Source organism: Streptomyces resistomycificus (assembly GCF_001514265.1).
Taxonomy (GTDB): Bacteria; Actinomycetota; Actinomycetes; order Streptomycetales; family Streptomycetaceae; genus Streptomyces; species Streptomyces resistomycificus.
Map to the genome: position 1 here is coordinate 246,288 of NZ_KQ948988.1, position 11,630 is coordinate 257,917.

The window sequence follows — 11,630 nt, forward strand, 5'->3', positions numbered from 1 at the left end:
TGCCGTTGCCCGCCCGTCACGTACGGAGAAGGCGTCACGGGCCGGCAACGGCGGGCGCCGACGCCCACCGAGCCACGGTGCGCCCACCGAGCCATGGTGCGCCCACCGAGCCACGGTGCACGAGCCACGGTGCACCCACCGATCCCGCCACGGTCCACCTACCGATCCCGGCACGGTCCACCCACCCCCCTACCACCACCACGGATCCCACCCGCACACCGGAACACCCACCCTCACCGCGGAGACATCCGCCCCCCACCCCCAGAAAGAGGCACCCCCATGCGTACGCGTTCCTACCTCACCCTTGCCGCCGCCGTCGCCGCGCTCACCCTCCCCGCCGTCTCTCCCGCCGCGGCGGCCGACGGCACGGTCCTCACCACCGGCGGCGCCGGCGGCACCGCGGTCGCGGTCGGCGACGTCCTCACCGCGTCGCTGGCCAGTGGCACCAACGCCACGCTCTACTCCAGCGCGACCGGCACCAGCGGTGTCTCCTGTGGTACCTCGCAGTTCACCGCCACCGTCACCGACAACCCGGCCGCCCCGGGCGCGGCCACCGAGTCGCTCGACGCGCACACCTTCAGCAACTGCACCGCCAACGTCGTGGGCGTGCTCGGCGTCACCAGCATCACGGTCAACAACCTGCCCTACACCACCACCGTGACCTCCGACGGGACCGTCACGGTCACCCCGGCCAGCGGTTCCACCATCCAGACCACCGTCGTGCTGCGCACCCTGCTGGGCAGCATCAACTGCGTCTACCAGGCGGCCAGTCTGACCGGAAAGTCCGACAACGCCGACAACAGCATCTCCTTCACCGCCCAGCAGTTCACGAAGTCGTCCGGCTCCTCGCTCTGCTTCGCGAACGGCTACTTCACCGCGAAGTACGCCCCGGTGACCGACGGCAGCGCGCCGGTCTTCGTCAACTGATCGCCGTACAGAAGAAGTTGACAGCGCACTCAGCGGCGGCGTAGCCGCAGTGCCAGGGCGGCGCCCCCGGTGAGTACCAGCACCGCGGCGGCGCCGCCCGCCAGCGTCGGTGCGGAGGGGGCGGCGTCGGAGTCCCCGGCGGCCGCCACCGGAGTGCTGTCGGCGGCGGCGCCGGCCTCCGCCTGGGCGCCGGAACGACTCGCCGTGGCGGACGGCCCGGCCTGCGCCGTGCGCTTCCTGGCGGGCGTCGGGGTGGCCGACGGGCTCGCGCTCGCGCGCTCCCGGTCGCTGTCGGCGGGTGCCGAGACGGATGCGGGCGCGGACGGCGAACCGGCCGACCCCGCGCTCTTCGCCGCCGGGAACACCACGTCCGAGCAGGAGTAGTAGGTGTCCGGCGTGCTGCTGTTCTGCCAGATCGTGTACAGCACCTGCCGTCCCGTCCGGTCGGCCGGGAGCGTCGCCCTGATCCGGTAGGCGCCGTCGGTCAGAGCCGGGTCCTTCACCTGCGCGAAGGGTTCGGTGGGCAGGTCGGACCAGGTCAGCGGCTGCGTGGGGTCGTAGCCGGGCTTGGTCAGGAACAGCTTGAACGTGCCGGTGTGCGGGATCGTCGAGACATACCGCATGGTCAGCGTCCCGCCGGGGGTCAACCTGGTCGACGGCCAGTCGGAGCGGGCCAGGTCCAGGCCCTTGTAGGCGGGCAGTCCGCCGCTGCACAGCTTGCCGTCGGGGATCGTCTGCCGGTCCCTGCCGTTCACGTTCGCGACGCGCAGGTTGTCCCAGGCTGTGAAGGGCGCCCCGTTGGCGGCTACGGCCCCCCGGCAGGCCGCCGACCCGGACGGGGCGCCTCCGTCGGGGGAGCAGGCGAAGACCCGGCTGACCGGATCCGTCGGCGCCCCGTGCGCCAGAGCGGGCGCGGCCGCCCATCCGGCCAGGAGCAGGGAGCTGGTGACGGAGGCCGCCAGGGCGGCGGTGCGGTGTGCGGTGGTCCGGAGCATCCGGAACGTCTCCTCGGCCGGTACGGGAACGAGCGGCTTCCCGCGGTGAACGGTGTGCTCCCGTCCAGTACGGGAACGCGGCCCGGCGCGTTCACGGGTCCGCCAACCGGTCCAAACCGCAACCATCTCGGTCAACCCCCTGGTGTCGAGGGTGGGGTCACGGCCGGATCGAGGGTTTCCCCTGTATCCCCGTGACCTTTCCTTTGCCTATCGTTCGACCACAGCCGCCCCACAGGTAACCCCGGACGGGGCCGGCGCCCGCGTCAGGTCGGCCACCGCGCGCAGCTTTACGCCCCACCCCCACGGCATCTCCCGCCGCTTTCCGGCGGGCGCCTCATCACTTTCCTGGCTCCACCCCCCGCCGCTTCGACGCCGAAGCGATTCCCCCGCCGCTCCGCGCTGCCTGGAGCACGGCCACGAAAGGCAAGCCCTTGCGCATCTCCCCCTCGTCCGGACGGAAGCTGATATCCGTCGCCGCGGTCTCCGCCGCCCTGCTGACGGCCGCCACCACCTCGGCCGCCGTCGCCCAGGAGCCCGCCGCCCAGGACCCCGCCGTCCCGGCCGCGCTGACCGAGGCCGCCCCCGGCACCCCGGCCGAGCGCCTCATCGTCGGCTACAAGTCCGGCGCCGCCGAGGCCAAGTCGAACAAGGCCGCCGAGGCCGACGCCGCGGCCAAGGGCAAGGAGGCCGGCGAGGACCTCGACTTCCAGCGCCGTCTCGGCACCGGTGCCGCGCTGGTCGACCTGGGCGCCGACCTGACCAGGGCCGATGTCGCCGACGTGGTCAGCGAGTTCAAGGCCGACCCGCAGGTCTCCTATGTCGTGCCGGACCGCCTGAACACGTCGAAGGCCGACCCGAACGACACCGAGTACGCCAAGCAGTGGGACCTGTTCGAGTCCACGGCCGGCATGAACGTGCCCGGCGCCTGGAACACCACGACCGGCACCGGAGTGACCGTCGCCGTCATCGACACCGGCTACGTCGCGCACAGCGACCTCGCCGCGAACATCGTCGGCGGCTACGACTTCATCGCCGACACCGCGGTCTCGGTGGACGGCGACGGCCGTGACAGCAACCCGGCCGACCCGGGCGACTACTACGCGGCCAACGAGTGCGGCTCCGGCATCCCGGCCAGCAACTCCTCCTGGCACGGCACGCACGTCGCCGGCACCATCGCCGCGGTCACGAACAACAGCAAGGGCATGGCGGGCATCGCGTACGGCGCGAAGATCTCCCCGGTGCGCGTGCTCGGCAAGTGCGGTGGCTACGACTCCGACATCATCGACGCCATCACCTGGGCGTCCGGCGGCACCGTCTCGGGCGTTCCCGCCAACACCAACGTCGCCAAGGTCATCAACATGAGCCTGGGCGGCGACGGGGCGTGCACCAGCGCCACCCAGAGCGCCATCAACGCCGCCGTGAACCGCGGCACGACCGTGGCCGTCGCCGCGGGCAACGAGAACGACAACGTGGCCAACCACTCGCCGGGCAACTGCAACAACGTCATCTCGGTCGCGGCGACCAGCCGCACCGGCGCCAAGGCCTCCTACTCCAACTTCGGCTCCCTGGTGGACATCTCGGCGCCCGGCGGCCAGACCAGCACCGGCACGGCCAACGGCATCCTGTCCACGCTGAACTCCGGCACCAAGACGCCGTCCTCCGAGTCGTACGCCTACTACCAGGGCACCAGCATGGCCACCCCGCACATCGCGGGCCTGGTCGCGCTGATGAAGTCGGCCAACTCCTCGCTCACCCCGGCGCAGATCGAGACGGCCATCAAGAACAACGCCCGTGCCCTGCCGGGCGCCTGCTCCGGCGGCTGCGGCGCGGGTCTCGCGGACGCGGCCAAGACCGTGGCCGCTGTCAGCGGCGGTACGACCACGGGGACGACCTTCTCCAGCAGCGGTGCCGTCGCGATCCCGGACAGCGGCTCGGCCGTCGAGTCCCCCATCGCGGTCAGCGGCCGCAGCGGCAGCGCCCCCTCGGCCCTGCAGGTCGGTGTCGACATCACCCACACCTACCGCGGTGACCTGGTCCTCGACCTGGTCGCCCCCGACGGCACGGCGTACCGCCTGAAGACCGCCAGCTCGTCGGACTCCGCGGACAACGTCAAGACCACCTACACGGTCAACGCGTCCTCCGAGACGGCCAACGGCACCTGGAAGCTGCGCGTCCAGGACACCGCCGCGCAGGACACGGGCACTCTCAACAGCTGGAAGCTGACCTTCTGAGTCAGCTGTCACGAGCGGGCGGGCCGGTCGGTGCGGATGGGCACCGGCCGGCCCGCCGTTCTCCGTCAGCCCCCGAAGGCGGCGAGGTGGTCTCCGGCCCAGTCCCGGTAGGAGCGGGCCGGCCTGCCGAGCAGCTCGGTGACCGTCGAGTCCACCCGCGCCTTCGCCCCGAGCCGTCCGCGCCCGGCACTCTCCATGAGGGCACGCGCCACCGGTTCCGGATACCGCGCCGACAGCCCGGACCACGCCTGGTCCTCCGTGAGCTCCTCGAAGCGCAGCGGCCGTCCCAGCAACTCGCCCAGAACGGACGTCTGTTGTACGGCGGTCAGGGCGGCGGGCCCGGTGAGGGCGTACGCCCGCCCCGCGTGCTCCGCAGGGCCACGCAGAACACGCACCGCCACGTCGGCGATGTCCCGCGGATCGACACTCGCGTTCCGTGAGGTGCCGTCGGGTGCGCGGACCACCCCCTCCGCCCGGACGGAACGTCCCCAGCCGAGGGTGTTGGACATGAAGGCGCGGGGCCGCAGCAGGGTCCAGGCCAGGCCCGACGCGCGCAGGAGCGCCTCGTTGTCCCGCTGCCACCGTGTGATCAGGTCGGTGGCGCCGGGGTCGGTCACCGCCTGGGCGGACAGTTTCACCACATGGCGCACGCCCGCGGCACGGGCGGCCGTCACGAAGTTCTCGTCGTGGGCGGGCGCCAGCGGGTTCGAGGTGACGAGCAGCGCGGAGCGTACGCCGGTCAGCGCCGCGCGCAGGCCGGTGAGATCGTCGAAGTCCCCGCCCACCACCTCGGCTCCGGGGCCGACACGGGTGACGCGGCGCGGGTCGCGGGTCAGCAGGCGGACCGGGCCGGCACCCGACAGGCGGTCGGCCACCAGCCCGCCCACGGTCCCGGTGGCACCCGTCACGAGGATCACGCCACGGGGACCGCGGACAGGATGCGGACGCCGCGGTCGGCCCTGCTGTCCAGTCCGAGCAGCAGCCCCGGCACCGCGATGCTGGGCAGGATGTGGGACCACAGGACGGAGATCCGGTGCGCGAGGTCAGCGCGGTTGGTCAGCGCCCGCGACATCAGCTGGATCCCGGCGAAGCCCCCGACCAGCAGCTCCACGGTGTCCCGCGGCTGCACGGTGGGCAGCAACTCGCCCTTGTCCCGGGCCCGTTCCATGAGCACCACCAGCCGCTCGCCCCACTGCCGGAACGGGCCGGTGTGGTCGACACCGGGCGGCGTCGCCTGGTCAACCGTCAGTCGCACGCTGCCCCGCAGCAGGGAGTCGGTCAGCAGCCGCTGCGCCACCACGAACGTCATGTCGATGATCTCCTGCAGTGTGCAGGGCTGTTCCGGGACCGTGCCGAAGGGGACCTGCTCGTCCAGCACCGCCTGCGCGAGCAGTTCCTTGGACGGGAAGTGGAAGTACAGGGCGCCCTTGGTGACTTCCGCCCGCTCCAGCACCATGGCGATGGTGGTGGAGGTGTAGCCGTGCTCGTCGAAGACCGCGCCCGCCGCTTCCAGGATCGCTCTGCGCGTCCTGATGGCGCGCTCCTGTTGTGCCATAAGGGCCCCTCCACTGCGCCGAGTTGAGCGAATCGGCGATCGTGCGCCGCAGTGACCCCGATCATAGGACGCTGCTGACTGATCTCGTTGAAAACCAACCGGTCGGCTCGTACTCTAACGCTCACCGGAGTGGACACCTCACTGTCCGCCAGTGGCCGCTCGAGGGACCGTAGGGAGAGACATGCCTCAACCACGGCACCTTGCCGAAACCCCGTCCCTGACGGCGACCGTCCCCTGTCAACTGGTGCACCGCGCCTCGGTGGCGGAGACCTTCCTCACCGGCTGGAGCCGGACCGCGGCCGACCGCTTCCTGGTGTCGGCGCAGTGGCCACGCGCACACGGCTTACACGTGTCGGCCGACCGGTCCGCCTACGAACCCCTGCTCGTCGTCGAGACCGTGCGCCAGAGCGGGACCCTGATCGCGCACACCGAGTACGACGTGCCGCTGGGCCACCACTTCGTGCTCCAGGAGTTCGAGATCGACACGTTTCCCCCGCACCTGGCGGTGGGCGCGATACCGGCCGAACCGGTCGTCGAGGTCGCCTTCACCGAGGTCCAGTACCGGGGCCGTCGTCCGGTGGCCGCCCGCTACACGGCGGAGGTGACGCACGGCGGTGACCGGGTCGCGACCGCCCGGGTGGCCTTCTCCTGCACCGGCGAGTCCGTGTACCGCAGGCTGCGTGGCGGCCGTACCCCCGACACGGTGGCCGGGCTGCCTCTCCCGCCCGCCCTGCCGGCCGCCGTCGTGGGGCGTGCGCTGACCGAGGACGTCGTCCTCGCGCCGGGTGACCGGCCGGACCGCTGGCGGCTGCGAGTAGATACCGCACATCCCGTTTTCTTCGACCATCCGCTCGACCACGTGCCCGGCATGCTGCTCCTGGAGGCCGCCCGCCAGGCCGTGGCGGCGCGAACTCCCGGCGCCCGCCTGCCCGTTTCGTTCCGCATCGCCTTCCATCGATACGCCGAACTGGATCAAACCACCTGGATCGAGGTTTCGGATGGTGGCGAGGGTGTCGTTCAAGTGGTGGGAAAGCAGGGGGATTCGGCGGTCTTCGTATGCGCCGTCGGCGCCGGCGAGTCGTGAGTTATCGTGGGGAAGAGAGCCCGAAACAAACGGCGTGACCCGTTCTTTCCCGCACCAGGAGTGTCCCGTCGATGCCGAGGCAGTTACGCGCGGAGCAGACCCGCGCCACGATCATCACGGCCGCAGCCGACCTGTTCGACCGGCAGGGCTACGAGTCGACCAGCCTGAGTGACATCGTCGAACACGCCCAAGTCACCAAGGGCGCCCTCTACTTCCACTTCGCCGCGAAGGAAGACCTGGCGCACGCCATCATGGAACTCCAGTCCCGCGCCTCCCGTCAGATGGCGAACGAGACGGACTCCCGGGGCTACTCCTCGCTGGAGGCCCTGGTGCGCATCACGTTCGGCATAGCGCGACTGTCCGTCGAGGACCCGATCCCCCGGGCGGGCCTCCGGCTCGCCACCGGGGGAGTGGCGGTGCGCGCTCCCCTCCGTCACCCCTTCACCGAGTGGCTGGACATCGCCTCCCGCAGACTCCTCGGCGCCGTCAAGGAGTCCGACCTCCACCCGGACACCGACGTCGACGCCGCGGCCCACTCCCTCGTCTGCTCCTTCGTCGGCACCCGGGTCGTCAGCCGCCACCTCGAGCCCGTGACCCGCCAGCCACGCAGACTCGCCGAGATGTGGCACCTCCTCATCCGCGGCATGGTCCCGGTACCCCGCCGCGCCCGCTATCTGACGCTGGTCACACAGTTGGAGCGGGAGACCAGGATCATCTGAGCGCGAGCGGTCCCGGGCGGCGCCGGGGCGGGCCGACGGGCCCTGGGGGGAGAGGGGGCGGGCCGACGGGCCCCTCGGGACGCGGGTGCGAGGGGACGGGCCTGTGGGGAAGCGGGGGCGGGACCTGTTGGCGCCGCCACGGAACCGGCCCGCGGTGCAGGCTGACGGGCCCCTCGGGACGCGGGTGGAGGGGGACGGGCCCGTGGGGAAGCGGGAGCGGGACCTGTTGGCGCCGCCACGGAACCGGCCCGCCCCGCCGCGCCTGGGCGCCGCGAGCCCGGCCCCGGTGAGCGATAGCGTGACCGTATGCCCGACACCCCGCCGCCCGTGATCCTCGGCAACGAACCCGGCTCCTTTCCGCACAGTGTGCTCGCCGAGCGGCATCCCGCCATCGTCCGGCAGGTGCGCGAGGCCTTCCCCTACGGCCCCGAGCAGCACCGCGCTCTGGACGCGCTGCTCGCGAGCTGCGCCGAGGGTGTGATCGAGCCGCTCTCCGCGGACGCCCCCGACCGGGCGCGCTGGAAGACCTGGGGCATGGACCAGTACAGCGGCCGCTCCTGGTTCGACGTGCCGTGGCTGTGGTCCGAGAGCTACTTCTACCGCCGGCTCCTCGACGCCGTCGGCTACTTCGACCCCGGCCCCTGGCAGGGCATCGACCCCTTCCGCCCCTTCAAGCTCGCCGAGCTGGACTCCCGGGAGACCGACGAGGAACTGGCCGCCCTCGACGACCTGACGGACCGGCCCGAGGACGAACAGGCCGCGGCCCTGCTGCACGGCTCGCTGTGGGGCAACCGGGCCGACCTAGGCTTCCGCCTCTCGGACGCCGACGCCGAGGGCCGGGCCGCCGCCCCGGGACTGGTCGCCGACGACAGCGACACCCTCCGCTCGCTCCTCACCGGCGAGGGGACGCTGTGCCTGATCGCCGACAACGCGGGTCGCGAACTCATCCCCGACCTGCTCCTGATCGCCCACCTCCTCGCCCACGGCCGCGTCGAGCGGGCCGTCCTGCACATCAAGCCGTACCCCTACTACGTCTCCGACGCCACGACCGCCGACGTGGTCGACGCGTTGCGCCGCCTCACCGCCACGCCCGGGCAGGCCGGCGCGTACGGGCGCGCCCTGTGGACCGCCATGACCGACGGGCGGCTCACCGTCCGCGCCCACCCCTTCTCTTGCGCCCCGCTGCCCTACCGACGCATGCCGGACGACCTGCGCGCGGAGCTCGGCGGATCCGCGCTCACCCTCCTCAAGGGCGACCTCAACTACCGCCGCCTGGTGGGCGACATGATGTGGTCCCCGACCACACCGTTCGCTTTGGCCACCGCCTACTTCCCCGGCCGGGTCGCCGCCCTGCGCACCCTGAAGTCCGACGTCATCACCGGCCTGGACGCGGACATGGAGGCCACACTGGTCGCCGCCGAGGGGCAGCGCTGGCGCACCGGCGGAACCCATGCGCTGATCCAGGCCAGAGGGTGAGGGGCCGCGGCCCCGCTCGCCGGGCGGAGCCGGTGCCCGGGCGCCGTGGAAAGTCGCCCGCGTAACCCAAGTGGGTGCGTGAGGGCGGAAGGCGCCCGGCCCGCCCGTGAGTCCTCGCGTACAGCCGTGGACGCCACAGCCGTGAACGCCACAGGGGCCGTCCAGAACTCCAGGATTCAGTCCGGATTCACGCGATGGTGTGATCATGTCCCGGCTCGCGGATGCCTCCCGAGGGCACTGGGTAGGGCCCGGCCATGACGCAGCAGCCCTTCGAACTCCCGCACTTCTACATGCCGTATCCCGCGCGGCTGAACCCGCATGTCGACGAGGCACGGGCCCACTCGACCGAGTGGGCCCGAGAGATGGGCATGCTGGAGGGGTCCGGGGTCTGGGAGCAGGCCGACCTGGACGCGCACGACTACGGCCTGCTCTGCGCGTACACCCACCCCGACTGCGACGGCCCCGCCCTCTCGCTGATCACCGACTGGTACGTGTGGGTCTTCTTCTTCGACGACCACTTCCTGGAGATCTTCAAGCGCACCCAGGACCGGGCCGGCGGCAAGGCCTACCTGGACCGGCTGCCCCTGTTCATGCCGATGGACCTGTCCACGCCGATGCCCGAGCCGCAGAACCCGGTCGAGGCGGGCCTGGCCGACCTGTGGACGCGTACCGTGCCGTCGATGTCCGCGGACTGGCGCCGCCGCTTCGCCGTGGCGACGGAGCACCTGCTCAACGAGTCCCTGTGGGAGCTGTCCAACATCAACGAGGGGCGGATCGCCAACCCGGTCGAGTACATCGAGATGCGCCGCAAGGTGGGCGGCGCCCCCTGGTCGGCCGGACTCGTGGAGTACGCGACCGCCGAAGTGCCCCCGTCCGTGGCCGAGTCGAGGCCGCTCAGGGTGCTGATGGAGACCTTCTCCGACGGCGTCCACCTGCGCAACGACCTGTTCTCCTACCAGCGCGAGGTCGAGGACGAGGGCGAGCTCAGCAACGGCGTGCTCGTCCTGGAGACCTTCTTCGACTGCACCACCCAGGAGGCCGCCGACACCGTCAACGACGTTCTCACCTCCCGCCTCCACCAGTTCGAGCACACCGCGCTCACCGAAGTCCCCGCCCTGGCCCTGGAGAAGGGGCTCACCCCGGACGAGGTGACCGCCGTCGCCAGGTACACCCAGGGGCTGCAGGACTGGCAGTCCGGCGGCCACGAATGGCACATGAGGTCGAGCCGGTACATGAACGCCAGGGCACGGTCCACCTCGCCCTGGCAGGGCCTGACCGGACCCGGCACCTCCGCCGCCGACGTCGGCGCGCTGCTCGCGTCGGCCGGCGCCGAACGCCTTCGCGCGTACACGCACGTGCCGCACCAGAAGGTCGGCCCGTCCCTGCTGCCCGACTTCTACATGCCCTTCGAGGTCGAACTCAGCCCCCACCTGGAGGCCGCGCGCCCCCGGCTCAGGGAGTGGACGCACCGCATGGGCATGCTCCAGGAGGGCGTCTGGGACGAGGACAAGCTCGCCGCGGCCGATCTGCCGCTGTGCTCGGCCGGTCTGGACCCGGACGCCACCCCCGAGGCGCTCGACCTCAGCTCCCAGTGGCTCGCGTGGGGCACCTACGGCGACGACTACTACCCGCTCGTCTTCGGCCACCGCCGTGACCTGGCCGCCGCCCGCCTCACCACCGAGCGCCTCGCGGCGTGCATGCCCGTGGACGGCGAGGAGGCGCTCGTGCCGGCCAACGGCATGGAGCGCGGCCTGACCGACCTGTGGGCGCGTACGACGGCGGCGATGACTCCGGACCAGCGCCGCACCCTGAAGGACTCGGTGAACGTGATGACCGAGAGCTGGGTGTGGGAACTGGGCAACCAGCTCCAAAACCGCGTCCCCGACCCGGTCGACTACCTGGAGATGCGCCGGGCCACCTTCGGCTCCGACCTCACCCTGAGCATGTGCCGGATGGGCCACGGTCCCGCCGTCCCGCCGGAGGTCTACCGCAGCGGCCCGGTCCGCTCCCTGGAGAACGCGGCCATCGACTACGCCTGCCTGCTCAACGACGTCTTCTCGTACCAGAAGGAGATCGAGTACGAGGGCGAGGTCCACAACGCGATCCTCGTCGTGCAGAACTTCTTCGGTGTCGACTACCCGACCGCACTAGGCGTCGTCCACGACCTGATGACCCAGCGCATGCAGCAGTTCGAGCACGTCGCCGAGCACGAACTGCCCGTGGTGTACGAGGACTTCGCCCTGTCCGAGCAGGCCAGGGAGGTGATGCGGGACTACGTGGCCGACCTCCAGAACTGGATGGCGGGCATCCTGAACTGGCATCGGGAAGTCGACCGCTACAAGGCCGACCACCTCGCCCGCCGCACCCACGGCTTCCTCCCGGACCGGCCGCCCGTGTTCTCCTTCGGCTGACGGACCCGGCCGCCCGACCCGACCGCCGGGCGAACGGCCTGGCCGAGGGCTGGGCGAGGGCTGGGCGAGGGCTGGCCGAATGGCCCGGCCGAGGGCCGGGCGGGTGGCGGCCGAACGCCTATGGCTTCCCGCTCCTGACCGAGGGTCAGTCTCACTCGTTCGTGGCTCGTGGAGTGCCGGTGCCCCGGGTAGATCAGCAGCCGGGATCGATCCGCATCCGCCGGAGGCGATC

9 protein-coding genes are annotated in these 11,630 nt (G+C 71.6%); 6 read left to right on the forward strand and 3 right to left on the reverse strand.

All coding sequences use genetic code 11. From position 1 onward, the window contains the following. Positions 1-279 precede the first annotated feature (279 nt). Entirely contained in the window at positions 280-927 is a 648-nt protein-coding gene (locus AQJ84_RS01015; protein WP_030041316.1) for a hypothetical protein, read from the forward strand. A 29-nt stretch (positions 928-956) separates the two neighbouring features. On the opposite strand, the gene AQJ84_RS01020 is transcribed toward AQJ84_RS01015, so the two are convergent. Then, positions 957-1,922, reverse strand: a complete 966-nt coding sequence (locus AQJ84_RS01020) for a lytic polysaccharide monooxygenase (RefSeq protein ID WP_030041317.1) — start codon at positions 1,920-1,922, stop codon at positions 957-959. Positions 1,923-2,353: 431 nt separating this feature from the next. On the opposite strand from AQJ84_RS01020, the gene AQJ84_RS01025 reads away from it, so the two are divergent. After that, positions 2,354-4,153 (forward strand): S8 family peptidase, encoded by a 1,800-nt coding sequence (locus tag AQJ84_RS01025; protein ID WP_030041318.1) that lies wholly within the window; start codon positions 2,354-2,356, stop codon positions 4,151-4,153. Between the two features lie 65 nt (positions 4,154-4,218). Here AQJ84_RS01025 and AQJ84_RS01030 read toward each other — a convergent pair whose 3' ends face one another. Together AQJ84_RS01030 and AQJ84_RS01035 are read right to left on the reverse strand one after the other, a co-directional pair. Continuing rightward, a complete protein-coding gene (locus AQJ84_RS01030; RefSeq protein WP_030041319.1) occupies positions 4,219-5,070 on the reverse strand; it encodes an SDR family oxidoreductase in 852 nt (283 codons plus the stop codon). Beyond that, positions 5,067-5,708 carry a ScbR family autoregulator-binding transcription factor gene (locus AQJ84_RS01035; RefSeq protein WP_030041320.1) on the reverse strand — a complete coding sequence of 214 codons (642 nt, stop codon included), beginning with the start codon at positions 5,706-5,708 and terminating at the stop codon, positions 5,067-5,069. The genes AQJ84_RS01030 and AQJ84_RS01035 overlap by 4 nt, the downstream gene beginning before the upstream one ends. 181 nt (positions 5,709-5,889) lie before the next feature. Here AQJ84_RS01035 and AQJ84_RS01040 point away from each other — a divergent pair, with 181 nt between their 5' ends. The 4 genes from AQJ84_RS01040 (at position 5,890) to cyc2 (ending at position 11,398) form a co-directional block, all read left to right on the forward strand. After that, entirely contained in the window at positions 5,890-6,792 is a 903-nt protein-coding gene (locus AQJ84_RS01040) for a ScbA/BarX family gamma-butyrolactone biosynthesis protein (RefSeq protein ID WP_030041321.1), read from the forward strand. A gap of 71 nt (positions 6,793-6,863) precedes the next feature. Then, positions 6,864-7,511, forward strand: a complete 648-nt coding sequence (locus tag AQJ84_RS01045) for a ScbR family autoregulator-binding transcription factor (protein WP_030041322.1) — start codon at positions 6,864-6,866, stop codon at positions 7,509-7,511. A gap of 306 nt (positions 7,512-7,817) precedes the next feature. Next, positions 7,818-8,987 carry a damage-control phosphatase ARMT1 family protein gene (locus AQJ84_RS01050; protein ID WP_030041323.1) on the forward strand — a complete coding sequence of 390 codons (1,170 nt, stop codon included), beginning with the start codon at positions 7,818-7,820 and terminating at the stop codon, positions 8,985-8,987. Between the two features lie 254 nt (positions 8,988-9,241). Further along, positions 9,242-11,398, forward strand: coding sequence for a germacradienol/geosmin synthase Cyc2 (gene cyc2, locus AQJ84_RS01055; protein WP_030041324.1), 2,157 nt, complete (start codon positions 9,242-9,244; stop codon positions 11,396-11,398). The last annotated feature ends 232 nt before the right edge of the window (positions 11,399-11,630 follow it).

Excerpts from the sequence above, each read along its gene's own strand:
- AQJ84_RS01015 (WP_030041316.1), top strand. The coding sequence starts at position 280 with ATGCGTACGCGTTCCTACCTCACCCTTGCCGCCGCCGTCGCCGCGCTC.
- AQJ84_RS01020 (WP_030041317.1), bottom strand. The coding sequence starts at position 1,922 with ATGCTCCGGACCACCGCACACCGCACCGCCGCCCTGGCGGCCTCCGTC.
- AQJ84_RS01035 (WP_030041320.1), bottom strand. The coding sequence starts at position 5,708 with ATGGCACAACAGGAGCGCGCCATCAGGACGCGCAGAGCGATCCTGGAA.
- AQJ84_RS01040 (WP_030041321.1), top strand. The coding sequence starts at position 5,890 with ATGCCTCAACCACGGCACCTTGCCGAAACCCCGTCCCTGACGGCGACC.
- AQJ84_RS01045 (WP_030041322.1), top strand. The coding sequence starts at position 6,864 with ATGCCGAGGCAGTTACGCGCGGAGCAGACCCGCGCCACGATCATCACG.
- AQJ84_RS01050 (WP_030041323.1), top strand. The coding sequence starts at position 7,818 with ATGCCCGACACCCCGCCGCCCGTGATCCTCGGCAACGAACCCGGCTCC.
- cyc2 (WP_030041324.1), top strand. The coding sequence starts at position 9,242 with ATGACGCAGCAGCCCTTCGAACTCCCGCACTTCTACATGCCGTATCCC.